The 26,955-nt window shown below is 70.0% G+C and carries 21 protein-coding genes; 8 read left to right on the forward strand and 13 right to left on the reverse strand.

The annotated features are described in order from the left end of the window. Positions 1–4: 4 nt before the first annotated feature. A complete protein-coding gene (locus tag OHT77_RS28490) occupies positions 5–1,585 on the forward strand; it encodes a purple acid phosphatase family protein (RefSeq protein WP_328831272.1) in 1,581 nt (526 codons plus the stop codon). A gap of 60 nt (positions 1,586–1,645) precedes the next feature. Here OHT77_RS28490 and OHT77_RS28495 read toward each other — a convergent pair whose 3' ends face one another. Then, positions 1,646–2,524, reverse strand: coding sequence for a DUF4429 domain-containing protein (locus OHT77_RS28495; protein ID WP_328831273.1), 879 nt, complete (start codon positions 2,522–2,524; stop codon positions 1,646–1,648). A 95-nt stretch (positions 2,525–2,619) separates the two neighbouring features. Here OHT77_RS28495 and OHT77_RS28500 point away from each other — a divergent pair, with 95 nt between their 5' ends. Further along, positions 2,620–4,209, forward strand: coding sequence for a beta-N-acetylhexosaminidase (locus OHT77_RS28500; protein ID WP_328834365.1), 1,590 nt, complete (start codon positions 2,620–2,622; stop codon positions 4,207–4,209). An 83-nt stretch (positions 4,210–4,292) separates the two neighbouring features. On the opposite strand, the gene OHT77_RS28505 is transcribed toward OHT77_RS28500, so the two are convergent. Together OHT77_RS28505 and OHT77_RS28510 are read right to left on the reverse strand one after the other, a co-directional pair. Continuing rightward, entirely contained in the window at positions 4,293–6,071 is a 1,779-nt protein-coding gene (locus tag OHT77_RS28505; RefSeq protein ID WP_328831274.1) for an IucA/IucC family protein, read from the reverse strand. After that, positions 6,068–6,619, reverse strand: coding sequence for a GNAT family N-acetyltransferase (locus OHT77_RS28510; RefSeq protein ID WP_328831275.1), 552 nt, complete (start codon positions 6,617–6,619; stop codon positions 6,068–6,070). The genes OHT77_RS28505 and OHT77_RS28510 overlap by 4 nt, the downstream gene beginning before the upstream one ends. 68 nt (positions 6,620–6,687) lie before the next feature. On the opposite strand from OHT77_RS28510, the gene OHT77_RS28515 reads away from it, so the two are divergent. After that, positions 6,688–7,905 carry an RNA-guided endonuclease InsQ/TnpB family protein gene (locus OHT77_RS28515; RefSeq protein WP_328831276.1) on the forward strand — a complete coding sequence of 406 codons (1,218 nt, stop codon included), beginning with the start codon at positions 6,688–6,690 and terminating at the stop codon, positions 7,903–7,905. Positions 7,906–7,918: 13 nt separating this feature from the next. On the opposite strand, the gene OHT77_RS28520 is transcribed toward OHT77_RS28515, so the two are convergent. From OHT77_RS28520 to OHT77_RS28555, 8 genes are all read right to left on the reverse strand, one after another. Then, positions 7,919–9,196, reverse strand: coding sequence for a lysine N(6)-hydroxylase/L-ornithine N(5)-oxygenase family protein (locus tag OHT77_RS28520; protein ID WP_328831277.1), 1,278 nt, complete (start codon positions 9,194–9,196; stop codon positions 7,919–7,921). After that, entirely contained in the window at positions 9,180–10,622 is a 1,443-nt protein-coding gene (gene desA / locus OHT77_RS28525; protein WP_328831279.1) for a lysine decarboxylase DesA, read from the reverse strand. Before desA ends, OHT77_RS28520 begins: the two co-directional genes overlap by 17 nt. 151 nt (positions 10,623–10,773) lie before the next feature. Further along, the gene (locus OHT77_RS28530) at positions 10,774–11,607 is read right to left on the reverse strand and encodes a siderophore-interacting protein (RefSeq protein WP_328831280.1); all 834 of its coding nucleotides are present in this window, start codon (positions 11,605–11,607) and stop codon (positions 10,774–10,776) included. A gap of 108 nt (positions 11,608–11,715) precedes the next feature. Next, the gene (locus tag OHT77_RS28535; RefSeq protein ID WP_328831281.1) at positions 11,716–12,765 is read right to left on the reverse strand and encodes an ABC transporter substrate-binding protein; all 1,050 of its coding nucleotides are present in this window, start codon (positions 12,763–12,765) and stop codon (positions 11,716–11,718) included. Positions 12,766–12,979: 214 nt separating this feature from the next. After that, on the reverse strand, positions 12,980–14,140 hold the full coding sequence (locus tag OHT77_RS28540; protein WP_266768948.1) for an acyl-CoA dehydrogenase family protein: 1,161 nt from the start codon (positions 14,138–14,140) through the stop codon (positions 12,980–12,982). A 5-nt stretch (positions 14,141–14,145) separates the two neighbouring features. Continuing rightward, complete coding sequence (locus OHT77_RS28545; protein ID WP_328834366.1) at positions 14,146–15,069, reverse strand: hydroxymethylglutaryl-CoA lyase; 924 nt, start codon at positions 15,067–15,069, stop codon at positions 14,146–14,148. 8 nt (positions 15,070–15,077) lie between these two features. Beyond that, complete coding sequence (locus OHT77_RS28550; RefSeq protein ID WP_328834367.1) at positions 15,078–17,066, reverse strand: acetyl/propionyl/methylcrotonyl-CoA carboxylase subunit alpha; 1,989 nt, start codon at positions 17,064–17,066, stop codon at positions 15,078–15,080. A gap of 59 nt (positions 17,067–17,125) precedes the next feature. After that, on the reverse strand, positions 17,126–18,742 hold the full coding sequence (locus OHT77_RS28555) for a carboxyl transferase domain-containing protein (RefSeq protein WP_328831282.1): 1,617 nt from the start codon (positions 18,740–18,742) through the stop codon (positions 17,126–17,128). A 106-nt stretch (positions 18,743–18,848) separates the two neighbouring features. Here OHT77_RS28555 and OHT77_RS28560 point away from each other — a divergent pair, with 106 nt between their 5' ends. The 4 genes from OHT77_RS28560 (at position 18,849) to OHT77_RS28575 (ending at position 22,663) form a co-directional block, all read left to right on the forward strand. Next, complete coding sequence (locus OHT77_RS28560) at positions 18,849–19,445, forward strand: SACE_7040 family transcriptional regulator (RefSeq protein ID WP_328831283.1); 597 nt, start codon at positions 18,849–18,851, stop codon at positions 19,443–19,445. A gap of 167 nt (positions 19,446–19,612) precedes the next feature. Continuing rightward, a complete protein-coding gene (locus OHT77_RS28565; RefSeq protein ID WP_328831284.1) occupies positions 19,613–20,770 on the forward strand; it encodes an acyl-CoA dehydrogenase family protein in 1,158 nt (385 codons plus the stop codon). 35 nt (positions 20,771–20,805) lie between these two features. Then, positions 20,806–21,687: an acyl-CoA thioesterase gene (locus OHT77_RS28570; RefSeq protein ID WP_328831285.1), complete on the forward strand. Its 882-nt coding sequence runs from the start codon at positions 20,806–20,808 to the stop codon at positions 21,685–21,687. 4 nt (positions 21,688–21,691) lie between these two features. Further along, the gene (locus OHT77_RS28575; protein WP_328831286.1) at positions 21,692–22,663 is read left to right on the forward strand and encodes a cation diffusion facilitator family transporter; all 972 of its coding nucleotides are present in this window, start codon (positions 21,692–21,694) and stop codon (positions 22,661–22,663) included. 22 nt (positions 22,664–22,685) lie between these two features. Here OHT77_RS28575 and OHT77_RS28580 read toward each other — a convergent pair whose 3' ends face one another. Both OHT77_RS28580 and OHT77_RS28585 read right to left on the reverse strand, forming a co-directional pair. Further along, positions 22,686–23,477: a phosphatase gene (locus OHT77_RS28580; protein WP_266768936.1), complete on the reverse strand. Its 792-nt coding sequence runs from the start codon at positions 23,475–23,477 to the stop codon at positions 22,686–22,688. 77 nt (positions 23,478–23,554) lie between these two features. Further along, positions 23,555–25,249: a PucR family transcriptional regulator gene (locus tag OHT77_RS28585; protein ID WP_328831287.1), complete on the reverse strand. Its 1,695-nt coding sequence runs from the start codon at positions 25,247–25,249 to the stop codon at positions 23,555–23,557. 157 nt (positions 25,250–25,406) lie between these two features. On the opposite strand from OHT77_RS28585, the gene OHT77_RS28590 reads away from it, so the two are divergent. Beyond that, the gene (locus OHT77_RS28590) at positions 25,407–26,876 is read left to right on the forward strand and encodes a sodium:solute symporter (RefSeq protein WP_328831288.1); all 1,470 of its coding nucleotides are present in this window, start codon (positions 25,407–25,409) and stop codon (positions 26,874–26,876) included. Positions 26,877–26,955 lie beyond the last annotated feature (79 nt).

Consider the following 26,955-nt stretch of genomic DNA (forward strand, 5'->3'; position numbering starts at 1 on the left):
TCGTATGGGAGTACCCGCCGAGCTCGCCGAGCGCATGAGCATGGCGGAACAGCACGAGTACCTGCGCGCGAGATTCTCGCGGCGCACGATGATCAGGGGCGGTGCCGTCACGCTCGGCGCCGTCGCGGGTGGCGTGTTCGTACCGGGCGCGGTCGCCCAGGCGGCCGTCCCCAGCCAGGCCTCCGCCACCTACGCCTCCACCTCCACCGCGTCGACGGTCGACGGGGCCCTCGTCTCCCCGTTCGGCCGGCACCTCGCCTTCGGCAACGACCCGAGCACGGAGGTGACGGTCTCCTGGCAGGTCCCGACCAACGTCAAGAAACCTTTCGTCCGCATCGGCGCGCACCCCTGGGACCTCTCCCGCAAGATCGAGGCCGAGGTGCGCACGCTGTACACCCCGGCGGGCGTCGGCGCGAGCGGTGACCACACCCAGTACTACCTGCACGCCAAGCTGACCCACCTGCGCCCGGGGCGCACCTACTACTACGGCGTCGGCCACGCGGGCTTCGACCCGGCCGAGGCCCACCTGCTCGGCACGCTGGGCACCTTCACCACCGCCCCCGACCACAAGAAGGCGTTCACCTTCACGGCCTTCGGCGACGAGGGCGTCGGCTACCACGGCCTCGCCAACAACAGCCTTCTCCTGGGCCAGAACCCGGCCTTCCACCTGCACGCCGGTGACATCTGCTACGCCGACCCGGCGGGCGCCGGCCAGACCGCCGACGCCGGCTTCGACTCGCGCACCTGGGACCAGTTCCTCGCGCAGACCGAGTCGGTCGCCAAGTCCGTGCCGTGGATGCCCGCCTACGGCAACCACGACATGGAGGCCTGGTACTCGCCCAACGGCTACGGCGGCGAGGACGCCCGCTGGAACCTGCCGGACAACGGCCCCGACAAGAAGAACCTGCCGGGCGTCTACTCCTTCGTCTACGGCAACACGGCGGTCATCTCGCTGGACGCCAACGACGTGTCCTTCGAGATCCCGGCCAACCTCGGCATCTCCGGCGGCACCCAGACCAAGTGGCTGGAGGCGCAGCTCAAGAAGTACCGCGCCGCGCACGACATCGACTTCGTGGTGATCTTCTTCCACCACTGCGCGTACTGCACCTCGACCGCGCACTCCTCGGAGGGGGGAGTGCGCAACGAGTGGGTGCCGCTGTTCGAGAAGTACACGGTGGACCTGGTCATCAACGGCCACAACCACCAGTACGAGCGCACCGACGTCATCAAGAAGAACGCGGTCGTCAAGAAGCTGCCGATCGGCGGCACGGCGTACCCGGAGACCGAGGGTGTCGTCTACGTGACGGCGGGCGCGGCCGGCCGCAGCCTGTACGCGTTCTCCGCCCCGGACTCCTACGAGGGTCACGTCGCCGACGTCGACTCGGTCGCCGCCTTCGTCAACACGAAGGACGGCAAGGTCAACGAGACGGTCGGGTGGTCGCGCGTGCGCTACCTCAACTACTCGTTCCTCCGCGTCGACGTCGAGCCCGCCCAGCGGGGCCGTACGACGACCCTGACGGTCCGCGGCATCGCCGAGACCGGCGCCGAGGTCGACCGCTTCACGGTCGCCCGTAAGGCCAAGTAGCACTGAATCAAGCCGAGTCACGCCCGGAAGGCGGGGCGCGACTCATCCGGCAGGCGGTCCTCACATGCGTTTGAGGACCGCCTGTTTGGCCATCGCGAACTCGTCGTCCGTGAGCACCCCGTCCCGGTGCAGCTCCCCGAGCTCCCGCAGCCGCCGCAGCAGCGCGTCGTGGCCGTCCTCCGCCGCGGCCGTCAACTGCCGTGCGGGCTCGGGCTGTTCAGGGCGTACGTCCGTTTCGGCGGCCGGGTGCGGCAGGCGGGCCTGGACGGCCGCGGCGACCAGGGCCATCAGCGGGTCCTTCTTGAAGCCCCACAGCTCGACGGAGTTGGGGTCGTACTTGGGCGGCGCCTTGGTCGGCGCGTTGCGCACCGAGAAGCGGATGTAGCCGTTCTCCAGACCGGCCGACGGGCGCCACTCCACACCGACGAGGTCCGTCACCGCCAACGTGCGGGCGCCGGCGGCCGACTTGGCGTCCTCGGTCTTCCAGTTCCACTCCAGCCGTACGCGCTCGCCGTCGAAGCTCGCCGTGCCGTCCCCCGCGGACACCGACAGGGGCACGGCCGGCCCCGGCAGCAGGTACTCGTCCACCGGATCGGCCGGCACCTGGTCGAGCAGCAGGGCGTTGCGCACCTCGTCCACGAAGTACTCGGCGACGCCGTACCGGTCCGACTCGACGCCGAGCTGATAGGGGTCGTCGCCCTCGGTGAGCCGGCCGCCGGTGGCGTGCAGCAGCGGGTCGGCGCCGTCCCGCAGCCGCAGTCTCAGCCGCCCCGACCTGCGGCCCTGCTCGAAGGAGACGCCCGCCAACGCGCCCAGCGGGACCACGAGTTCACCCAGGGTCTTGCGGAACAGGCCGACGTTCTTGTCCCGCCCGGGAGTCAGCCGCAGGGCGTCGCCGTCGAAGACCCAGGTGCCGTCCTTCTGGATGATTTCCGCCATAGGAGGGATTGTTCCATCGCTCTGCCGACAGAATGGTCTGTACCTGTCCGGGCTCAAAGGAAGTTCAAAGGAAGGGACCGCTCGTGAGACGCCTTGTGAGACAGCGCCACAGAACGACCCGCCTTCTCGGTTCGCTGCTGCTCGTCGCCGCCGCGAGCGTGTCCGTCGTCGGCGCCGCACCGCCCGCCGCGCCCGCCGCCGCCACCCCGCTGGGCCGCGTGATCCCCGCGCCCGCCAAGGTCGCGCCCGCCGGACAGCCGTACCGGATCACCAGCGGCACCCGCATCCGGGTCGGCGAATCGCGTGAGTCGCGGCGGATCGGCGAGTACCTCGCGGGCATCCTGCGGCCCTCCACCGGCTACCGCCTGCCGGTCACCACCCGCGGCAAGGGCGGCATCCAACTCCGCCTCGCCAAGGGCACGTTCGGCGCCGAGGGCTACCGGCTCAACAGCAGCCCGGCCGGGGTCACCATCACCGCGAGCAGGCCCGCCGGGCTCTTCCACGGCGTGCAGACCCTGCGCCAACTCCTGCCCGCCGCCGTCGAGAAGACCTCCCGGCAGCCCGGACCCTGGCAGATCGCGGGCGGCACCATCGACGACTCGCCGCGCTACGCCTACCGCGGCGCGATGCTCGACGTCTCCCGGCACTTCTTCACCGTCGGCCAAGTCAAGCGCTACATCGACGAGTTGTCCCTCTACAAGATCAACGAACTGCATCTGCACCTCAGCGACGACCAGGGCTGGCGCATCGCCGTCAACTCCTGGCCCCGCCTGGCGACCTACGGCGGCTCCACCGAGGTCGGCGGCGGCACCGGCGGCCACTACAGCAAGGCCGACTACCAGGAGATCGTCCGCTACGCCTCCTCGCGCTACCTCGAAGTGGTCCCCGAGATCGACATGCCGGGCCACACGAACGCGGCCCTCGCCTCCTACGCCGACCTGAACTGCGACGGCGTCGCACCCCCGCTCTACACGGGCACCGACGTCGGCTTCAGCTCGCTGTGCGTCGGCAAGGACCTCACGTACCGCTTCGTGGACGACGTGGTCCGCGAGCTGGCCGCGATCACGCCGGGCCGCTATCTCCACATCGGCGGCGACGAGGCGCAGTCCACCAGCCATGAGGACTACGTCAAGTTCATGGACCGGGTGCAGCCGATCGTCACCAAGTACGGCAAGACGGTGATCGCCTGGCACCAGATCACCGGCGCCCACCCCGTGAAGGGCGCCCTCGCCCAGTACTGGGGACTCGACGACACCGACGCCGCCGAGAAGGCACAGGTCGCCGAGGCCGCGAAGAACGGCACCGGGCTGATCCTCTCGCCCGCCGACCGGCTCTACCTCGACATGAAGTACACCGAGGCCACCCCGCTCGGCCAGGACTGGGCCGGCCTCGTCGAGGTGAAGCGGTCCTACGACTGGAACCCGGGCAACTACCTTGCCGGAGTGCCGAGTTCGGCGATCCGGGGCGTCGAGGCACCGCTGTGGTCGGAGACGCTGGTGACCAGCGCGAACCTCGACTACATGGCCTTCCCGAGGCTGCCGGGCGTGGCCGAGCTGGGCTGGTCGCCTGCCTCGACGCACGACTGGGACACGTACAAGGTGCGGCTCGCGGCCCAGGCCCCGCGCTGGGACGCACTCGGCATCGACTACTACCGATCACCCCAAGTGCCGTGGCCCGCGAGCTAGTTGACGCGTAAGACCTGTACGCCACGGCACAAGGGCGGGCACCCCGGGGGACCGTACCCCGGGGTGCCCGCCTGTCTGTGGGGTCAGAACCCGGCGATGGGGTTCTTCAGGGTGCCGACGAGCTGGAGCGCGCCGGAGGGGTCCGCCAGGTCCACCATCTGCTTGTTGTTCCGCAGCTGGAGGCGGTTGAGGCAGGAGAGCGAGAACTCGGGGGCGAACATGTCGTACTGCCGGAACCTGTCGGCGAGTTCGGGTGCCGCGTCCTGGTACTCGCGGGTGACGTCGGCGACCGTACGCCAGAAGTCGTCCTCCTCCAGGACACCCTCGCCGGCCAGGTTGGCAGCGAGGAAGCGGAAGAAGCAGTCGAAGACGTCGGTGAAGATCGACAGCAGTTTCTTGTCCTCGGGGACCTCGACGCGCAGCCGCTCCACCGTCGGCGGCAGCACCGCGTCCGGGTCCATGACGGCGATCTCCTCGGCGATGTCCTTGTAGATCGCGCGCTCGACGACACCGTCCTTGAGGACGAGGATGACGTTCTCGCCGTGCGGCATGAACACCAGGTCGTAGGCGTAGAAGCTGTGCAGCAGCGGGGTGAAGTACGCTCGCAGATACCGCCGCAGCCACTCCACCGGGGTCAGCCCCGACCGCTCGATCAGCGCGCCCGCGAAGGACGCGCCCTCGTGGTCCAGGTGCACCAGCGAGGCCATCGTCGCCAGGGACTCGCCCTCCTGGAGCGAGGAGACCGGGCTCTCGCGCCACAGCGCGGCGAGCATCTTGCGGTACGGCGAGTAGCGGTCGGTCGCGGCCTCGTACTCCAGGTGCCGGTAGCCGACGGCGGCCCGCTCGCGGATGATCGACAGGCCGGTGGACTTCAACACCGGGTCGTTGTCGATGAGTTGGGCGAGCCAGTCGTTGATCGCCGGGGTCGCCTCCATGTAGGCGGCCGACAGTCCGCGCATGAAGCCCATGTTGATGACCGACAGGGCCGTCTTCACGTAGTGCTTCTCGGGGTGCGACTTGTTGAAGAAGGTCCGGATGGACTGCTGCGCGAGGTACTCGTCGTCGCCCTCGCCGAGGCACACGAGGTGGCCGCGGGCGACCTCGGCGGCGAAGGTGACGGTGAGCTTGTTCCACCACTGCCAGGGGTGGACGGGGATGAGGAGGAAGTCGTCGGGGTCGAGACCCCGGTCGGTCAGGGTCCGCCCGAACCGCTCGACGGTCCCGGCGCCCAACTCGGCCCGGATGAACGACTCGTACTCGATGCCCACGCCCGCGGTGAACGCGGCCCGCGAGCGGTGCGCGGCCAGCCACACCAGCCGGACCGGGCTCGCTGTCTCGGGGGCGTACGAGAGGTACTCGTGGATGCCGAAGCCGAGGCGGCCGTTGTTGGCGACGAAGCAGGGGTGGCCCTCGGTCATCCCCGTCTCGATGGCCTGGAAGTCGCTCCTCGCCAGCTCGGCGACCGGTACCTGCGGCTTGGTGAGCTTGTAGCAGGTGCCGGAGAGGGTGGAGGAGATCTCCTCCAGATAGACCGGCAGGATCTCCTCGCTCAGCCCGAGCGCCTGCTGCAGCTCGATGAGGAAGTCCAGTGCGGCCAGCGGGAGTTCGGCTCCGTCGCGGTCACGGGTGATGGAGTCGGCGTCGACCTGCCAGTGGTCGAGGGCGTGCCGGGTGGCGGCGAACCGGTAGCGGGTCAGCCCGTCATCGCTGCGGACGACGTACAAGTCGCGGTCACCTTCCGCCGGTTCGGGGGTGATCAGCCGCTCGTGCGCGAACTCCGCGAGGGCCTTGCGGATCAGGAGGCGGTTGGCCTTCTCCCAGCGCTCGGGGGAGAGGTGGGCGACGGCGTCGGCGAGGCTCATGCGGTCACCGCCGTGGCCGCCACGAACTGGTCCCGTGTGCAGAAGCTCAACAAGGCCTTCTTCTCCGGCTTCTGGATCTCACGCTCGGGCACGAATCCGACCGCTTCGTTCAGTGCGTGCACGGCGGTGTTCGACACGTCCGGTTCCACGACGACACGGTCGACGGCCGGGTCCTCGAAGAGCCGGGCCAGCACGGCGGTGATCACCGCGCGGGTGAAGCCGTGGACGGGCTTCTCGGTGGCCGGCGTCAGGAAGTGCATGCCGACGTCACCGGGCAACGGCTCGTACAGGCCGACCAGTTCGCGGTGCCGGGGGTCGTAGTACTCCATCAGGAAGACGGGCACCCCGTCCTGCAACCCGAGCAGCGCGTGCTGGTGCTCGTCGGCCGCGATCTCCATGTACGCGCGCTCGACGTCCTCCAGTTTCGCGTCCTGCATCATCCAGAACGCGGCCTTGGGATGCGTGAGCCACCGGTGCAGCAACTCGGCGTCCTGGAGCGGGTCGAGGGGGCGGAAGGTGAAGGTGCCGACTTGGGAGACGGCGCTCATCGGGGACTCCTTGGGCTTTTTCATGAAAACGGTGCCATGCCGAAGAGGGGACGGCTAGCGTTTGAGAAATGGAGACTCTGCGCGTGAAGCGGGCATTCAAGTACCGCTTCTATCCGACGGCGGAGCAGGCTGTTGAGCTGCTCCGGACGTTCGGATGCGTGCGCAAGGTCTATAACATGGCATTGCACGTTCGTAGTCGGGCGTGGACGGAAGAGGGGAGAAGGATCTCCTACGCCGCCACGTCTTCGATGTTGACGGAATGGAAGAAGGAAGAAGATCTGGCCTTCCTGGCCGAGGTGTCTTGTGTGCCGCTCCAGCAGTCGCTGAGACACTTGCAGGCGGCGTTCACGAACTTCTTCACGAAGCGTGCACAGTACCCGCGGTTCAAATCGAGGAAGAGGTCTCGGGCGGCCGCCGAGTACACTCGGTCGGCGTTCAAGTGGCGCGACGGGCATCTGACCCTCGCTAAAATGGATACTCCGCTTGATATCCGATGGTCGCGCCGTCTGCCTGACGGCGCGGAGCCGAGCACTGTGACCGTCTCGCGTGATTCGGCCGGTCGCTGGTTCGTGTCCATCCTGGTGGAGGATGCCGGAGTGCGGGCTCTTCCTGTCAAGAACAGTGCCGTGGGGATCGATGTCGGAATCAATAGCCTGATCGCTCTGTCCACGGGTGAGAAGGTGGCCAACCCGACGTTCCATAAAAAGGATACGGCTCGTCTGGCTGCGGCTCAAAGGGAGCTCGCCCGTAAGGAGAAGGGTTCCAAGAACCAGGCCAAGGCGCGTGAAAAGGTAGCGAAAATTCATGCGCGGATCGCTGATCGGCGACGTGATTACCTGCATAAGCTGACCACTCGACTCGTCCGGGAGAACCAACTGGTCGTGATCGAGGATCTGCCTGTCCACGGGCTCATGAGAAATCGCACGCTGGCACGCGCCATCGCAGATGCGTCGTGGGCTGAGCTGCGGTCGATGTTGGACTACAAGTGTGCCTGGTACGGGCGCGAACTCGTCGTGATCGATCGCTTCTTCCCGTCGAGCAAGACATGTGCACTGTGCGGTCTGATCCTGGAGGTACTGCCGCTCGGCGTCCGGGACTGGACCTGCGAAGGGTGCGGTACGCGCCATGACCGGGACCACAATGCCGCTGAGAACATTCTGGCCGCCGGGCTGGCGGTGTCGGCCTGTGGAGCCGGTGTAAGACCTCAACGGAGTTCCTCCGGGCGGGCTGTCGGCGACGAAGCAGGAAAGACCATGGCGCAAGCTGTGGGAGCCCCCGCCCCTTAAGGGCGGGGAGACGTCAAACGGCGAACTCCTGGAACGCGATGGTCTGTTCGACCGGGTAGTACTCGGTGCCGAGCAGCTCACGGATGATGTACGAGTTGCGGTACGCGCCCATGCCCAGGTCGGGGGACGTGATGCTGTGCGCGTGGACGCCGGCGTTCTGGAGGAAGACGCCGCGGCCCGTGGTGTCGATGGAGTAGTTGCGGGCGATGTCGAAGTTGCCCCGCGCGTCGTAGCGCAGCCGCTCGTGGACGGGCTTGAGGAACTCCGGCTCGGCGTACCTGTAGCCGGTCGCGAGGATCAGACCCTGGGAGCGCAGGCTGTAGTCCTTCTCCTGCTCCTCCTGGCGCAGCCCCAGCTCGTAGACGCCGTCGCGGTAAGTGGCGGTGTTCAGCGCGGAGTTGGTGAGCAGCCGGGTGGGGACGGCGCCGCCGACCTTCTTCTGGTAGAGCAGGTCGAAGATGTCGTTGACGAGGTCGCCGTCGATGCCCTTGAAGAGGCCCTTCTGCTCGGCCGTGAGGCGGTAGCGGGTGTGCTCCGGCAGGGCGTGGAAGTAGTCGATGTACTCCGGGGAGGTCATCTCCAGTGTGAGCTTCGTGTACTCCAGCGGGAAGAAGCGCGGCGAGCGCGTCACCCAGTTCAGCTCGTAGCCGTGGACGTCGATCTCGCTGAGCAGGTCGTAGTAGATCTCGGCGGCGGACTGCCCGCTGCCGACCAGGGTGATCGACTCCTTGGCCTGCAGCTCCGCTTTGTGCTGCATGTAGCGGGAGTTGTGGATGAAGTCGCCGCCCAGGCCCGCGACGGCCTCCGGGAGATACGGCGGGGTGCCGGTGCCCAGGACCAGGTGCCGGGCGCGGAACTCGTCACCGGCCTCGGTGTGGACGACGTAGACCTCGTCCTCGTACGTCACTTCCGAGACCGTCGTGCCGAAGCGCACGTTGGTGAGTCTGTCCGCGGCCCAGCGGCAGTAGTCGTCGTACTCGACGCGCAGCGGGTAGAAGTTCTCGCGGATGTAGAAGGGGTACAGACGCCCCTTCTCCTTCAGGTAGTTGAGGAAGGAGTACGGCGAGGTCGGGTCGGCGAGGGTGACGAGGTCCGACATGAACGGCGTCTGGAGGTGGGCGCCGTCGAGGAACATGCCGGCGTGCCACTCGAAGGCGGGCTTCGAGTCCAGGAAGACGCCGTCGAGTTCGGCGATGGGCTCGGTGAGGCAGGCGAGGCCGAGGTTGAAGGGACCGAGCCCGATGCCCACGAAGTCGTAGGTCTTGGTGGCGGGTTCAGGAAGCGCGGTCAAGGGAGTCTCCCAGGTACTGCTCGGCGTGGCCGGCGATCAGGTCGAGGACGGCGGCGATGTCGTCGGTCGTCGTCTCGGGGTTGAGCAGGGTGAACTTCAGGTAGTGGCGGCCCGCGACCTTCGTGCCCGCGACCACCGCGTCACCGGAGGCGAACAGGGCCTTGCGGGCGTACAGGTTGGCGCGGTCGATCTCGGCCGGGTCGGTGACGGCGGCCGGGATGTAGCGGTAGACGAGGGTGGAGAGCGAGGGCTCGACCACGACGTCGAAACGCGGGTCGGCGGCAAGGAGCTTCCAGCCCTCGGCGGCCAGCTCGCAGACCTCGTCGAAGAGTTGGCCGATGCCGTCGGCGCCCATCACGCGCAGCGTCATCCACAGCTTGAGCGCGTCGAAGCGGCGGGTGGTCTGCAGGGACTTGTCGACCTGGTTGGGGATGCGCTCCTGCACCATGCGGCGCGGGTTGAGGTACTCCGCGTGATAGGTCGCGTGGCGCAGGGTGTCGGCGTCGCGGACCAGCAGGGCGGACGAACTCACCGGCTGGAAGAAGGACTTGTGGTAGTCGACGGTGACGGAGTCGGCGCGCTCGATGCCGTCGATCCGGCTCCGGTGCTTCAGCGAGGCGAGCAGTCCGCAGCCGTAGGCCGCGTCGACGTGCATCCACACCCCGAACTGCTCGCACAGGGCGGCGACTTCGGGCAGCGGGTCGATGGAGCCGAAGTCGGTGGTGCCGGCGGTGGCGACGACGGCCATGGGGACGAGCCCGGATTCCTTGCAGCGCTCCAGTTCGCGGGCGAGCGCGACCGTCTGCATGCGCTTGTCGGCGCCGACGGGTATCGACACCACGGCGTCCTGCCCGAGGCCCAGCAGTTTCGCCGACTTCTTCACGCTGAAGTGGCTCACCTCGGAGGCGAAGACGCGCAGTGTGGCCAGGCTGTCGGTCTTCGCCTCCTCGCGGGCCAGCAGCAGCGCCTGGAGGTTGGACTGGCTGCCGCCGGAGGTGAACACCCCGTCGGCGTGCGGCCCGAGGCCGATCCGCTCGTTCGTCCAGTCGATCAGCTTGCGCTCGATGAGGGTGCCGCCAGCCGACTGGTCCCAGGTGTCCAGGGAGGAGTTGACGGCGGAGAGCACCGCCTCGCCGAGCACGGCCGGGATGACGACGGGGCAGTTGAGGTGGGCGAGGTAGCGGGGGTGGTGGAAGTAGATCGCGTCGCGCAGGTAGACCTCGTCCAGCTCGTCGAGCACCGCGCCGGTGTCGTGCAGCGGGCGGTCGAGGTCGATCCGGTCGATGAGGGGGGAGAGGGCGTCGACCGTGACGCCGGTGAACGGTCGTTCCGTGGTGGCGAGTTTGGCCGCCACCCGCTCCACGCCTTCCGTCACGGAGCGGCGGTAGTGCTCCGCAGTCGTGTCATTGAGCAGGTGCGAGCGCATGTGGGGGTCCTCCGGTGGGGAAGTCCGTGCGGGACAGTGAGCGGCGGGGTTCCGCAACATCAACTTAGGTAAGCCTAACCTAACTTAACGTCCTGGAAGCCCGCCGCTCCCGTGACAGCCGTCACTCACGCATCAGTGGTCCCGCACGCCGTCACCCGGCGTCGCGCAACTGCTCCTCGCTGAGCCCCCGCCGCCAGTACCCGACAAAGGTCACCCGGCGCCGGTCGATCCCCCGCTCACCCACGAAGTGCCGCCGCAGCGCCTTCACGTGACCGGACTCGCCCGCGATCCACACGTACGGCCGCTCGGCGGGCGGGAGTTGGGCAGCACGAAGGGCGCCGAGGGCCATGGGGGACCCCTCGACGCCCTGGTCGTCCCGCACCAGCCAGGTGACCTCGGCATCGGCGTCGGTGGCCAACTCCTGGACATCCCCGGCATGTTGGACTTCGAGCCACACCCGCGCACGCACACCCGCGGGCAGCGCCTCGAGAATCGCCGAGGCGGCCGGTACGGCGGTCTCGTCCCCCCATACCACCACCAGATCGGCATCCTCCGGCGGCCGGAACCGGATCGCGCGATTGCCCGCGACGGCCGGCCCGAGCAACACGACCCGATCACCGGCACCGGCCCGCGAGGCCCACCGCGAGGCGGGCCCGGCGGGCTCGTGCAACACGAAGTCGATGTCGATCTCGTCGGGATCGCGACGCAGCCCCCGCAGCGTGTACGACCGCATCACGGCCCGCACGTCGTCCGGGAGTTCACGCCACCCCTGCCACCACCCGTCCCCGAGCTCATGGGGCACGGCAGGCTCGACCTGACCGGGATGCGGAAGAAACAACGACAGGGACTGATCACACCCGTCGGAGAAGAAGTACGCCAGATCATCCCCGGCAAAGGTCACCCGAACCAGAGACGGCCCAAGCCGCTCCGTCCGCGAGACCTGAAGTGAAAAGAAGCGGAAGGGCGCGGCAACGGCCGTGGTCATAGGGGGTGACTCCTGAGTCGGCGTCAGGGATGCATACCTAGGGGCGCGGGGAACTGCGCGACCAGCCACATCGGACTCGCAGCTCCCCACAAGGCGAACCACCCCAGATCAACTGACCTTCTTCGCACTCTCGATCGCCTTGGCCAGATCCTCAAGCAGAGGCGCACACTTGTCGTAGGACAGAATCGGCTCAGGATTACGCGCGATGACCTGCCCCGCCTTGACAGCCGGAAGCTTCTTCCACGTGCCCTCAGTGATGTCCGCGGGCTGAATCGCCGACGTCCGGTTGTCCATCATGATGACGTCCGCCCCGTACTTGTCGACGTTCTCCCAGCTCAGGTTCTCGTACCACCCACCACTCGCCTTGAGCGCGGAAGCGGCCGGCTCCACGAAGTTCACCCCGAGCGCCTTGAAGTACTCCAGGTCGACGGAGAGGTTGGACCCGGAGACGTAGAAGATGTCCTGGCTGGCGGACCCCACGAGCACCTTGATGTTCGGCTTGGCCTTGGTCGCGGCGCGCAGCCGGGCCGCCGCATCCTCGAACCGCTTCTTGGCCGCGGTGATCGTGGAGGAAGTCGTGTCGGCGCCAAGGGACTTGGCAAGCTCCAGCATCCGCTGCAACGGCGTCGGCAGCTGCACGTCGTACACCGAGATGCCGACGGACGGCGCCCCCACCGCGAGGATCTTCTTCTTCGACTCCTCCGGGACGTACCAGAGCGTGCCGGCCGCGTCGAACATCGTGGTGATGAGGACGTCGGGGGAGAGGGCCGCGTACTTCTCGATGTTGAACTGGCCCCACTCGTTGCCGATGACGGTGACCTTGCTGATGTCGAGGTCGCCGGCCTGGACGTCGGCCTTGCCGTCCTTCAGCCTGGTCGGTCCGAAGACGCCCTTCGACTCGATGCCGTAGTCGTGCAGCGCGGCGGCGACACCGATGAACGAGACGATGTTCGCCGGGGTCCTGTCGGTCTTCGCGGTCTGGCCGCGGTCGTCCTTGAAGGTCCAGGGGCCGGACTTGGCGGCCGTCGTCCCCTTGTCCGAGCCACCGCTTTTCGCGTCGTCGTCGCCGCAGGCTGCGAGCACGGCACCGAGGCCGAGGGCGCCGCCCGCGGCGAGGATGCCGCGGCGGGAGAGGTGAGTGGCACGGGCGTTGGACATGTATGGCTGCTTTCGAACAGGGCGGAGCGCCCGCCGGACAATTCGAAGGTAGGTTAGCCTAACCTCACCATGTGTCCAGCGGGCGGGGTCACCGCCGCCCTCGGCTCGAAGGCGGGCCGGCAGGAGCTGCCGCCCGGTCCGGGCACCCGACGGCCGGCCCCGTTGCCGGCAGACCTGGGTATCCCGACGCGCCGAGCCCGTGCAGGCCGCTGCCTCAGCCCGTGAGCCCCAACTCGCGGGCGATCAGCATCCGTTGGACCTCGCTGGTGCCCTCGCCGATCTCCAGGATCTTGGAGTCGCGCCACATGCGGGCCACCGGGTACTCGTTCATGAAGCCGTAGCCGCCGTGGACCTGGGTGGCGTCGCGGGCGTTGTCGACGGCGATCGTGGAGGAGTACAGCTTGGCGAGGGCCGCCTCCTTCTTGAAGGGCTCGCCGGCGACCAGGCGGGAGGCCGCGTCGCGCCAGGAGAGGCGGGAGGTGTGGGCCTTCATCTCCATGTCGGCGATCTTGAACTGGATGGCCTGGTTCGCGCCGATCGGCCGCCCGAACGCGTGCCGTTCCTTCGCGTACTTCACCGACTCGTCGACACAGCCCTGCGCGAGACCGGTCGCGAGCGCCGCGATGGCGATGCGGCCCTCGTCCAGGATGCGGAGGAACTGGGCGTAGCCGCGGCCCTGTTCACCCAGCAGGTTGGCCGCCGGGACGCGGACGTCCGCGAAGGACAGCTCACGGGTGTCCGAGGCATTCCAGCCGACCTTCGAGTACGGCGCCGCGACGGTGAAGCCGGGGGTCCCGGACGGCACGATGATCGACGAGATGAGGGGCTTGCCGTCGGGCTTGCGGCCGGTGACGGCGGTGACCGTGACCAGGCCGGTGATGTCCGTACCGGAGTTGGTGATGAAGCACTTGGAGCCGTTGATCACCCATTCGTCGGTGTCCGGGTCCAGGCGGGCCGTCGTCCGGGTCGCGCCCGCGTCGGAGCCGCCGTCCGGCTCGGTCAGGCCGAAGGCGCCGAGGATCTCGCCGGAGCAGAGCCGGGGCAGCCACTCGGCCTTCTGGGCGTCGGTGCCGAAGAGGTGGATCGGCATCGCACCCAGCGACACCCCGGCCTCCAGGGTGATCGCGACCGACGAGTCGACCCGGGCCAGCTCCTCCAGGACGAGGCCGAGCGCCAGGTAGTCGCCGCCCATCCCGCCGTACTCCTCGGGGAACGGCAGTCCGAACAGGCCCATGCGGCCCATCTCGCGGACGATCTCGTACGGGAACTCGTGCCGCTCGTAGAAGTCGCCGATCTTCGGGGCGACGACGTCGTGCGCGAACTCCTCGACCGTACGGCGGAGTTCTTCCAGCTCGGGGGAGAGGCGGTGGTCCATGGCGGTCACTGGTCCTTGTGGGAGAGGGCGCGGACGGTGCGGGACGGGCTGGGTCGGCCCAGGTGGTCGGCCATCCACACGCTGGTGGCGGTGAGACGGTCGAGGTCGACTCCGGACTCGATGCCGAGGCCCCGGAGCATCCACACCAGGTCCTCGGTGGCGAGGTTGCCGGTGGCGGACTTGGCGTACGGGCAGCCGCCGAGGCCGCCCGCGGAGGCGTCCACGGTGGTGACGCCGTGCTGGAGGGCGGCCAGGGTGTTGGCGAGGGCCTGGCCGTAGGTGTCGTGGAAGTGCACGCCCAACACCGTGGTGGGTACGCCCTGTTCGTTGAGCGCGGACAGCAGCTCCAGGACATGGCCGGGAGTCGCGACGCCGATCGTGTCGCCGAGGCTCAACTCGTCGCAGCCCATGTCCAGCAGGGACTTGCAGACGTGGACGACCTGGTGGATCGGGACGGCGCCCTCCCAGGGGTCGCCGAAGCACATCGACAGATAGCCGCGCACGTGCGCGTCGGCCGCCTTCGCCCGGGTCACCACCGGCTCGAACATGGCCAGCGCGTCGTCCACCGTGCGGTTCAGGTTGGCCTTGGCGAAGGCCTCGGTGGCGCTGGCGAACACGGCGATACGGCGGGCGCCGAGCGCGAGGGCGCGGTCGAGGCCGCGTTCGTTCGGCACCAGCACCGGGAGTTCGACCCCGGGCAGGTCGCGCACGAGGGGGAACAGCTCCTCGGCGTCGGCCAGTTGGGGCACCCACTTGGGGTGCACGAAGCTGGTCGCCTCGATGCGGGTCAGGCCCGCGTCGGCGAGCCGCCGGACGAACTCGGCCTTCACCTCCGTGGGGACGGTCGCCTTCTCGTTCTGCAGTCCGTCCCGCGCGCCCACTTCGTGGATGCGCACCCGGGCGGGCAGACCGGGGGCGGGTACGACCATCGGGAGTGTCACTGGTCCTCCTCCACCGGGGTGACGACCGCCAGCACCTGGTCCATGGCGACCGTCGCGCCCGGTGTCACGTCGAGTTCGGCGACGGTGCCGGCGTGCGGCGCGGAGACGACGTGCTCCATCTTCATCGCCTCGACCACCAACAGGCTCTGCCCCGCGGCCACGTGATCCCCGACGGCGACCTTCACCACGGTCACCGTGCCCGGCATCGGCGCGGTCAGCGAACCGGCGCCGGAGCGGTCGGCGCCGCTGAGCGAGGCGGCCACCGGGTCGTGGTCCCGCACCTGCCAGGCGTCCCCGTCCCGGCCCAGCCAGGTGCCGTCCGGCAGGGCGGTGAAGGTGTGCACGAGTCCGTCGAGCCGCACGACGAACCGGCCGTCGGGCCCGGCCCAGCCGGACCCGTCGAGCGGCTTTCCGGCGCCGTCCGGCAGCAGTTCGGTGCCGCCCTCGGGCGTGCGGCGGACGCGCACGGTCACCGGGTCGTGGCCCGGCACCTGGAGCGGGTGCGCCGTCCAGGCCCGCTCCCCGCCCAGCCGCCAGCCGTCCGTGGCGGCGAACGGGTCGGTCCAGCCGGAGCCCCGCCCGGGCGTGAGCGCCGCGTGGCGCAGCAGGGCGGCGGCCGCGTAGACCTCCACCGGCACCTCGCCGGACACCAGCCCGTCCGCCTCCCGCTCGACGAGTCCGGTGTCCAACTCGCCCGCAACGACCGCCGGATGGGCCAGCAGCCGGCGCAGGAAACCGGCGTTCGTCGGCACGCCCAGGGCCACCGTGTCCGCGAGGGCGGCCCGGAGCTTCCTGAGCGCGGTCGCGCGGTCGGGGCCGTAGGCGATGACCTTGGAGAGCATCGGGTCGTAGAGGCTGCCGATCTCGGTGCCTTCGGAGAGGCCGGAGTCGGTGCGGACGCCGTCGCCCTGGGGTTCGTGCAGCCGGACCACCGTGCCGCCGGACGGGAGGAAGCCCTTGGCCGGGTCCTCGGCGCAGATGCGCGCCTCCACCGCGTGTCCGGTGAGCGTGATGTCGTCCTGCGCGAAGGGCAGTCGCTCGCCCGCGGCCACCCTGAGCTGCCACTCGACGAGGTCGAGGCCGGTGACCAACTCGGTCACCGGGTGCTCGACCTGGAGACGGGTGTTCATCTCCATGAAGTAGTACGACGACGGGTCGCTGCCGGGGACGATGAACTCGACGGTGCCCGCGCCCGCGTACCCGCACGAGCGGGCCGCCTGGACCGCCGCCTCGCCCATCGCCGCGCGCGTGGCCTCGTCCAGGAGGACGCTCGGGGCCTCCTCGACGACCTTCTGGTGGCGGCGCTGGAGGGAGCACTCGCGCTCGCCGAGGTGGACGACGTTGCCATGGGTGTCGGCCAGGACCTGGATCTCGATGTGGCGGGGGCGGTCGACCCAGCGCTCGACCAGGAGGGTGTCGTCGCCGAAGGAGGCGCGGGCCTCGCGGCGGGCGGCGGCGATCTCCTCCTCCAGGACGGTGAGGTCGCGGACCAGGCGCATGCCCTTGCCGCCGCCGCCCGCCGACGGCTTCAGGAGGACGGGGGCGCCCAACTGGTGGGCCGCCTCCGCGAGTTCGGGGTCGCGGCCGCCGGGGACGACCGGGACGCCTGCCGCCTGCACGGTCTCCTTGGCGCGGATCTTGTCGCCCATGAGGGCGATCGCGTCGGCCGGGGGACCGATGAAGACGAGCCCGGCGTCGGCGCACGCGCGCGCGAACGCCGCGTTCTCCGCGAGGAAGCCGTAGCCGGGGTGCACGGCCTGCGCGCCGGAGCGGGCCGCCGCCTCCAGGAGCCGTTCCACCGACAGATAGCTCTCGGACGCGGGGGCCGGACCGAGCCGTACCGCCGTGTCGGCCTCGCGGACGTGCCGGGCGTCCGCGTCGGCGTCGGAGAAGACGGCCACCGAGCGCACACCGAGCGAGCGCAGGGTGCGGATCACGCGGACCGCGATCTCGCCACGGTTGGCCACGAGGACCGTGTCGAACATCCCGGGTCCCTCGGGCGCCCCGGAAATCGCGAAGGTGTCGACCATCTCGGGCATCCTCATCACATCCGGAAGACGCCGAACTGGGGGTCTCCCAGCGGCGCGTTGGCACAGGCGGTCAGGGCGAGTCCCAGGACCTGGCGGGTCTCCGTCGGGTCGATGACCCCGTCGTCCCAGAGGCGGGCGGTCGCGTAGTAGGCGCTGCCCTGGCGCTCGTACTGCTGCCGGATCGGGGCCTTGAAGGACTCCTCGTCCTCGGCCGGCCACTCCTCGCCGCGCCCCTCCAGCTGGTCCCGCTTCACGGTCGCGAGGACCGACGCGGCCTGCTCGCCGCCCATCACGGAGATCTTGGCGCCGGGCCACATCCACAGGAAGCGGGGGGAGTACGCCCGGCCGCACATCGAGTAGTTGCCCGCGCCGTACGAGCCGCCGACCACCACCGTGAGCTTCGGCACGCGCGCGCAGGCGACGGCGGTGACCATCTTGGCGCCGTGCTTGGCGATGCCGCCCGCCTCGTAGTCCTTGCCGACCATGAACCCCGAGATGTTCTGCAGGAACACCAGGGGGATGCCGCGCTGGTCGCACAGCTCGATGAAGTGGGCGCCCTTCTGGGCGGACTCGGAGAACAGGATGCCGTTGTTGGCGACGATCCCGACCGGGTGACCATGGATGCGGGCGAAGCCGGTGACCAGGGTCTGCCCGAACTCGGCCTTGAACTCGGCGAAGCGCGAGCCGTCGACGACGCGCGCGATGATCTCCCGTACGTCGTAGGGGGTACGGGAGTCGACCGGGACGGCGCCGTAGATGCCGTACGGGTCGACCTTCGGCTCCACCGACTCGGTGACCTCCCAGGGGAGGGTCCCGCGCGCGGGGAGCGTGGCGGCGATGTTCCGGACGATCCGCAGGGCGTGCGCGTCGTCCTCCGCGAGGTGGTCGGTGACGCCCGACACGCGTGCGTGCACGTCGCCGCCGCCCAGCTCCTCGGCGGTGACGACCTCACCGGTGGCGGCCTTCACCAGGGGCGGCCCGCCGAGGAAGATCGTCCCCTGGTTACGGACGATGACGGCCTCGTCGCTCATGGCGGGGACGTAGGCCCCACCGGCGGTACACGACCCGAGGACGGCCGCGATCTGCGGAATCCCGGCCCCCGACATCCGGGCCTGGTTGTAGAAGATCCGCCCGAAGTGCTCGCGGTCCGGGAACACCTCGTCCTGCATGGGCAGGAACGCGCCCCCGGAGTCGACGAGGTAGATGCAGGGGAGGCGGTTCTCGAGGGCGATCTCCTGGGCGCGCAGATGCTTCTTCACGGTCATCGGGTAGTACGTGCCGCCCTTGACCGTGGCGTCATTGGCGACGATCACGCACTCGCGCCCGCTCACCCGCCCGATCCCGGCGATGACACCGGCGGCCGGGGCGGCCCCGTCGTACATCCCGTCGGCCGCCAGCGGGGCCAGCTCCAGGAAGGGCGAGCCCGGGTCGAGGAGGGTGTCCACGCGGTCGCGGGGGAGCAGCTTGCCGCGCGCGGTGTGCCGGTCCCGGGCGCGCTCGCCGCCGCCGAGCCGGGCCGCGGCCAGCTTCTGGCGCAGTTCCTCGCCCAGCGCGCGGTGCGCCGCCTCGTTGGCCCGCCACGCCTCCGACGCGGGGTCCGCCGCGCTCGTCAGCTCCGGTGCCTCGTGCATGTCGTGGGTCCCCTCGCACAGCGATCGGCTGCTCTCGACCGTTAATGAGCGTTAACCATTTCCTTCAGGTTAACGACCGCTAACCTCCCTGTCTAGAATTGCTTCCATGACCACGAGAACCGACGCCCCCACCCGCCGCGAGCAGATCCTCAAGGAGGCCGCGCGGCTCTTCGCCGAGCGGGGTTTCCACGGCGTCGGGGTCGACGAGATAGGCGCGGCCGTCGGCATCAGCGGCCCCGGCCTGTACCGGCACTTCCCGGGCAAGGACGCGATGCTCGCCGAGCTGCTGGTCGGCATCAGCGGCCAGCTCCTGACGGGTGCGAAGCGCCGCCTGGCCGAGGCGGAGGGCGTGACGTCCTCCGAGCTGCTCCTCGACTCGCTCATCGAGGGCCACATCGACTTCGCCCTCGACGACCGCCCCCTGATCACCCTGCACGACCGCGAGCTGGACCGCCTCCGCGACACCGACCGCAAGCTGGTGCGCCAACTCCAGCGCCAGTACGTCGAGTTGTGGGTCGAGGTCGTCCGCGAGGTGTACCCGGACCTGGCCGAACCCAGCGCGCGCTCGGCGGTGCACTCGGTGTTCGGCCTGCTGAACTCGACCCCGCATCTGGGGAGGCCGGGGGCGTTGCCGGGGCGGGGGGCCACGGCGGAGTTGCTGCACCGGATGGCCCGGGGGGCGTTCGCGGCGGCGGGGGCGTGACGAGCGTTACGTGCCCGTTCCGCTGGACGCCTCCGCCTACCCGCCGGTACGCTCAATGCTGAGCAAGCGCTTAGCCATCGGACCGCAGCCATTACTTGAGGCACCCCGACGGCGAGCAACCACATCCGCGAGAGCGGCGCCGGTTCAGGCGCAGAGAGGGGCCGGCGGTGCGCCGTACGGTGTTTGACGAGGACCACGAGGCGTTCCGGGATACCCTCCGGGCCTTCATCGAGGCCGAGGTCGTCCCCGTCTACGACGAGTGGTTCGCGGCCGGCCAGGCGCCGCGCGACTTCTACTACAAGCTCGCCGAGCTCGGCGTCTTCGGCATCCGCGTGGACGAGGAGTACGGCGGCGCGGGCATCGACTCGTACAAGTTCGAGGCCGTCCTCTACGAGGAGACCGCGCGCGCGGGTGTCAACTTCGGCGGCTCCGGTGTGCACGTGCTGCTCGGCCTGCCCTACATCAAGCTGCTCGCCACCGACGAGCAGAAGAAGCGCTTCCTGCCGAAGTTCGTCTCCGGCGAGGAGATGTGGGCCATCGCGATGACCGAGCCGGGCACCGGCTCCGACCTCGCGGGCATGAAGACCACCGCCAAGCTCTCCGAGGACGGCACGCACTACGTCCTCAACGGCGCCAAGACCTTCATCACCGGCGGTGTGCACGCCGACCGCATGATCGTCTGCGCCCGCACCTCCCCGTCCACCAAGGAGGACCGCCGTCACGGCATCTCCCTCTTCGTGGTGGACACCAAGGCCGAGGGCTACTCGGTCGGCCGCAAGCTCGACAAGCTCGGCCTGAAGACCTCCGACACCGCCGAGCTGGCGTTCGTCGACGTGAAGGTCCCGGCCGAGGACCTCCTCGGCGAGGAGAACAAGGGCTTCTACTACCTCGGCCACAACCTCGCCTCCGAGCGCTGGGGCATCGCCTTCGGCGCGTACGCGCAGGCCAAGGCCGCCGTCCGGTTCGCCAAGCAGTACGTCCAGGAGCGCGTGGTCTTCGGCCAGCCCGTCGCCGCGTTCCAGAACACCAAGTTCGAGCTGGCCGCCTGCCAGGCCGAGGTGGACGCCGCCGAGGCCGTCGTGGACCGCGCGACCGAGGCCCTGGACGCCGGTGAGCTGACCCCCGCCGAGGCGGCCAGCGCCAAGCTGTTCACCACCGAGGTCGCCCACCGCGTGATCGACCGCTGCCTCCAGCTGCACGGCGGCTACGGCTTCATGAACGAGTACCCGATCGCCCGCCTGTACGCGGACAACCGCGTCAACCGCATCTACGGCGGCACCAGCGAGATCATGAAGACGATCATCGCGAAGGACATGGGCCTGTAAGGTCCCCGAAATTACCGGCCCGTAGAAAAGGTGCCATGAGCCAGGCACTTCAGAGTCTCCTCGACCTGCTCGATCTGGAGCAGATCGAGGAGAACATCTTCCGCGGCCAGTCGCAGTCCGCCGTCGTCCCCCGGGTCTTCGGCGGACAGGTGGCGGCCCAGGCGCTGGTCGCGGCAGGCCGGACGGTCTCCGAGGACCGTCTCGCGCACTCCCTGCACGCGTACTTCCTGCGCCCCGGCGACCCCGGCGCGCCGATCGTCTACACCGTCGAGCGCATGAACGACGGCCGCTCCTTCACCGCGCGCCGCGTCGTCGCGGTCCAGCACGGGCAGCCGATCTTCGCCCTCTCCGCGTCCTTCCAGCGCCCCGAGACGGGCCTCGACCACCAGACCTCCATGCCGTCCGCCCCCGACCCGGCCACCCTGCCCACCTCGCAGGACCGGCTGCGCGGCTACGACCACATGGCCCCCGAGATCGTCGAGAGGTTCCTGGAGGCCCGCGAGGCCATCGACCTGCGCTACGTCGAGGAGCCGCCGTACGGCAGGTTCGGCGCGCCGCGCGAGCCGCACTCCCAGGTGTGGTTCCGCACCAACGGCAAGCTCGACGGACCCGTGGACCAGCCCCTGCTCCACGTAGTACTCGCGACCTACGTCTCCGACATGACCCTCCTCGACTCCGTGCTCCTCGCGCACGGCCGGGGCGGCTGGGCCGTAGGGGATGTCGTAGGGGCCTCCCTCGACCACGCCATGTGGTTCCACCGGCCGTTCCGGGCGGACGAGTGGCTGCTCTACGACCAGGAGTCGCCGTCGGCGTCCGGCGGGCGCGGGCTCGGGCAGGCGCGGATCTACACGCAGGACGGCCAACTGGCCATCTCCGTCATTCAGGAGGGCGTGGTCCGGGTTCCTCGGGAACACTGAGGGCATGGCAGAAACAGAGGAGGGTGACGGCGGCGGCGAGTCCACCGTCACCGTGATCGTCGCGGCCGTCGCCAACCTGGGCATCGCGCTCGCCAAGGCGGTCGCCGGCGTCATCAGCGGCTCCAGCGCGATGCTGTCGGAGGCCGCGCACTCCGTCGCCGACACCGTCACCGAACTCCTCCTGCTGACCGCCCTCAAGCGCAGCAGCAAACCCGCCGACGAGGACCACCCCCTGGGCTACGGCCCCGAGCGCTACATCTGGGCGATGCTCGCCGCCGTCGCCACCTTCGTCGGCGGCGCGGTCTTCTCCATCTACGACGGCATCCACACCCTCGTCGCCGGCGAGGACCTCGGCGACCCGCTCGTCTCGTACATCGTGCTCGGCGTCGCCTTCCTCCTGGAGGGCTACTCCCTGCGGACGGGCGTACGCCAGGCGCGCGGCGAGGCGGCCCGCTTCGACGCCTCCTTCAAGCGCTACCTCCGCTACACCCCCGACACCGCCGTGAAGGCCGTAGTACTCGAGGACTCCGCCGCGCTCGTCGGCCTGGTCCTCGCGGCGGGCGGCCTGCTCGGCGGCCAGCTCACCGGCTCCGGCGCCTGGGACGGCGCCGCCTCGCTGTGCATCGGGGCCCTGCTGCTCTACGTCGCCTGGGTGCTGGGCCGCTCGAACGCGGAACTCCTCATCGGCCGCCCGCTGCCCAAGGCCGTGCGGGAGCGGATCAAGGAGGAGCTGCTCGGGGTCGAACACATCGAGGCCGTACTGGAGTTGACGACCCTCGTGCAGGGTCCGCGCGAGGCGCTGGTGGCCGCGAAGATCGACTTCCGGGACCGGTCGAGCGCCGCGCAGATCGAGTGGGCCTGCGAACAGGCCGAGCAGCGGCTGCGGGAGGCGTTCCCGGCGGTCAGCCGGGTCTACCTGGATCCGACACCGGGATACGCGCAGCGCCGCGCGGAAGGGCTCAACCCCTGGCCGTGACAGGGGACCCGAGCCCGGCGGCTCAGGCGGACAGACCGGCCTCGGCCAGCAGATACGCCGTCATCGGGTCGTAGTACCGGGGGCTGACGACGTGGTCGTCGAGGGGGACCGCCACCTGTACGGTGCCCTCGGACTCGGCGAGGAAGAGCGCCGGGTCGTTGCAGTCGGCGTAGCCCACGGAGTCGACGCCGTGGCGGCCCGCGTAGCCCGCCCAGCCGTGGTCGGCGACGACCAGGTCGGGCAGCGGGCGGCCCTCGCGCTCCAGGGCGGTGAGGATCGCCTTCATCGGCTCACCGGAGTGCGTGTGCCAGAGCGTCGCGCCGTGCTCCAGGACGGCCACGTCGGCGAACTGCATGACGTACCCCTCCTCCGTCTGCAGCCCCTCCGGGATCACGACGATCTCGCAGCCCGCCGTGCGCAGGGCGGCGGCCGTGGCGCGGTGCACGTCCAGCAGACCGCCGGGGTGGCCGGTCGCGAAGAGCACCCGCTGCTGCCCGTCGGCCGCCTTGCGCAGCCGCGCCGCCATCCGGTCCAGGCCCTCGACGGTCAGCTCCGGGTCGATGGTGTCCTGGCCGTAGCGGTACTCGGGATCGTCGTTCACGCCCACCCGCTCCGCCATCACCGCGAGCACGTCCTGCTCGTCCGTCCAGCGGTCGCCCAGCTCCAGCCCGAGCCAGTAGTGACGGTCGCCGTTCGCGAGCTTGCGGTAGTGGGAGAGGTTGTTCTCGCGGGGCGTGGCCACCTCGCCCGCGATACGGGTCTTCACAAGGTGGTCGACGAGCTCGGCGCGGCTGGGTGTCCCGGATATCGGCATGGTTCCCATTGTGAAGCAGAGGACTGTGCGCGTGCCCGGCGTCCCGCACGCTGGGATGTGGATCACTCAGGGGTGACTCACAGCTGACGCAGGCCGAACCACAGCTCCATCCGTACGTCCGGATCGTCGAGGTCCGTCTCCAGCAGCGCCGCGCACCGGGCGATCCGCTGCCGCACGGTGTTGCGGTGCACGGCGAGGGCGACCGCCGTACGGTCCCAACTCCCGTGCAGGGAGAGCCAGGTGCGCAGGGTCTCGACGAGCGCGGGGTGCGCGGCGAGCGGTGCGAGGAGGGTGCGGGCGTGTTCCTCGGCCGCGTCGTGGGGGAGCAGGTCGGCGAGCCCGGCGCGGCCGGAGGCGCCGTGTACGACCAGAGGGGTACGGGTCGCGCGGGCGCGGGCCAGGGCGCGGGCCGCCTGCTGGTCGGCGGCGGACCAGTCCTCCGGGGCCACGGGAGCGCTGACCCCCAGGGTCCAGCCGGGCTGCGCGGCGGGTGCGCGGTCGCCGGGGACGAGGACCCGTACGGCCTCCGGCGCCAGGTCGATCAGCGCGGAACCGAGGGCGGCGCCCAGGGCGGAGGTGGCGACGGGATCGGGGCCGGTACCGGCGTCGGGCAGCGCGTGCACCACCAGCCACCGGTCACCGCCGAGCAGCGACGCGACGTCCTCCGGCGGGGCGCCCAGCAGCAGCCGTACGAGCGCCGAGGACCGGTCCGCTCCCGTGCGGCTCTGGTGTTCGCCGGTGAGCAGGGAGAGCAGGACGGCGGCGACGGAGGCGATGGTGTGGTCGCCGGGCGCGCGCTGCGGGGCGGCGACCCCCAGGACGAAACCCTGACCGGTACCGAGGGCGTAGGCGGCGAGGTGGACGCCGGAGACGGTGTCGGTGGCGGAGGTGGGGGTGGGGCGGGTCGGGGGTGTGCTGTCCGTGGAGGCGGGGGTGGAGGCGGGTGACGTGGAGGATGCGGTGGCGGACGTAGGGGACGAAGTGGGAGCGCCCGGGGGCCGGACCACCCGCACCAACTCCGCCAACGCCTCCCGCACCTCCGCGCCGCTCGCCTCGGCGCCGGGCCCACCTTCCGTACCCGTACCCGACGAGCCCGTCCTGCCTCCCGCCACCGCCCCCGGCGCTCCCACTGCCCGCACTCCGCGTCCCGCCCCCGTCGCTCCAACCGCCCCCGCTCCCCGCCCCGCCCCCGCGATCTCCGTCCCGTCAGGACCGAACAACACCGCGCGCCCGCCCACCCGTTGGGCGAGCTGGCGTAGCACCGAGGGGAGCGGGTCGGGGCGGGAGGCGGCCGCCGCCAGGCTCTGCTGGGCCTCGGTGACGCGGCGGAGTTCGGCGAGGCGGGCCTGGGCCATCAGCTGCCAGACCGCGCGGGCGACGCGGGAGAAGGGGGTGGGCGGCGGGACCTCCAGGAGGGGGAGGTCGTAGTGGTCGCAGGCGGCGACCAGGGCGCGCGGCACGGTGTCGTGGACCGGTGCGACGCCGAAGCCGAGGGCCACCCCGCCCGCCTCGACGATCCGGGCGACGTAGTCGTCGAAGTAGGTGCCGGAGCCGGCCGCGTCCGGGATGTGGACGCCCGCGGTGAGCAGCAGTTCGCCGCCGAGCAGGTACGGGTACGGGTCCGGCATCTCCGAGGTGTGCGCCCAGTGGATCGCGATGTCGGGGTCGGACGGCCCGGCGATCTGCCGCAGCCCCAGGTCCTCGCGGGCCAGGAGGGCGCCGAGGGGCACGGGGGGAGTGGGCGGTGTGGGCGGAACCGTGAGGTCCGGCATGGTGGATGTTTCCTCCATCGCCTGGGGCTCGGATGGATGAAACGTACACTTCGCAGCCGCTTTCCGGCCACCTAGGGTCAGTCGCGGCGCAAGCCCCCCCGAGACATCCCCCAGGCCCCGGGGACGACCCCCCAGAGCGCGCGAAGGAGGCCCCCGTATGGCCGTCGACTACACCGTGATCGTCGTCTACCTGGCCGGCATGCTGGCCATGGGCTGGTGGGGCATGCGCCGCGCCAGGTCCAAGAGCGACTTCCTGGTCGCGGGCCGCCGCCTGGGCCCGGTCATGTACTCCGGCACCATGGCCGCGATCGTCCTGGGCGGCGCGTCCACCATCGGTGGCGTAGGCCTCGGCTACCAGTACGGGCTGTCCGGCGCCTGGATGGTCTTCACCATCGGCCTCGGCCTGCTCGCCCTCTCCGTCTTCTTCTCCGCCCGCATCGCCCGTCTGAAGGTCTACACCGTCTCCGAGATGCTCGATCTCCGGTACGGCGGCCGCGCGGGCGTGATCTCCGGCGTGGTCATGTGGGCGTACACCCTGATGCTGGCCGTCACCTCGACGATCGCCTACGCCACGATCTTCGACGTCCTCTTCGACATGAACCGCACCCTCGCGATCGTCCTCGGCGGCTCGATCGTCGTCGCGTACTCGACGCTCGGCGGCATGTGGTCCATCACCCTCACCGACATGGTGCAGTTCGTGGTGAAGACGATCGGCGTGCTGCTGCTCCTGCTGCCGATCGCGGTCGTCAAGGCGGGCGGCTTCGGCGAGATGAAGGCGAAGCTGCCCACCGGGTACTTCGACCCGCTGGGCATCGGCGGCGAGACGATCTTCACCTACGTCCTGATCTACACGTTCGGCATGCTCATCGGCCAGGACATCTGGCAGCGCGTGTTCACGGCGGGCAGCGACAAGACCGCCAGGTGGGGCGGCACGGTCGCGGGCACCTACTGCCTCGTCTACGCCGTCGCGGGCGCGGTCATCGGCACGGCGGCCAAGGTCCTCTACCCGAACCTCGGCAGCCCGGACGACGCCTTCGCCACCATCGTCAAGGACGAACTCCCCATCGGCGTAAGGGGATTGGTGCTCGCCGCCGCCCTGGCCGCCGTGATGTCGACGTCGTCCGGCGCGCTGATCGCCTGCGCCACGGTCGCCAACAACGACATCTGGTCGCGGCTGCGCGGAGCGGCCAGGGACCAGGGCGACGAGGGCGGTCACGACGAGGTGCGGGGCAACCGGGTCTTCATCCTCGTCATGGGCGTCGGCGTGATCGTCACGGCGATCGCGCTCAACAACGTCGTGGAGGCGCTGACCGTCGCCTACAACCTCCTCGTCGGCGGACTCCTCGTCCCCATCCTCGGCGGCCTGCTGTGGAAGCGCGGCACCGCACAGGGCGCACTCGCCTCGGTGATCGTCGGCGGCCTCGCGGTCGTCGGCCTGATGGCGGCCTACGGCATCCTCGCCAACGAGCCCGTCTACTACGGCCTGTTGCTGTCTCTGGCCGCCTATGTGACCGTCTCCCTCGCCACGCCGCCGACCGACGCGGCCGTCCTCGCCGCCTGGCGGGACCGGCTCGCCGGCCGCGGCACCCCCGAACGGGCGTCCGAACCGGTCGCCGCGCACCAGTAAAGTCGTAGCGGACGCGCAAACAGCCACAAGCTGCACGTAACCCATCCCATACGTCACGAAGCGTAGGAAAGAAGGCAGT

The sequence above is a fragment of the Streptomyces sp. NBC_00252 genome (assembly GCF_036187565.1).
Classification (GTDB): domain Bacteria; phylum Actinomycetota; class Actinomycetes; order Streptomycetales; family Streptomycetaceae; genus Streptomyces.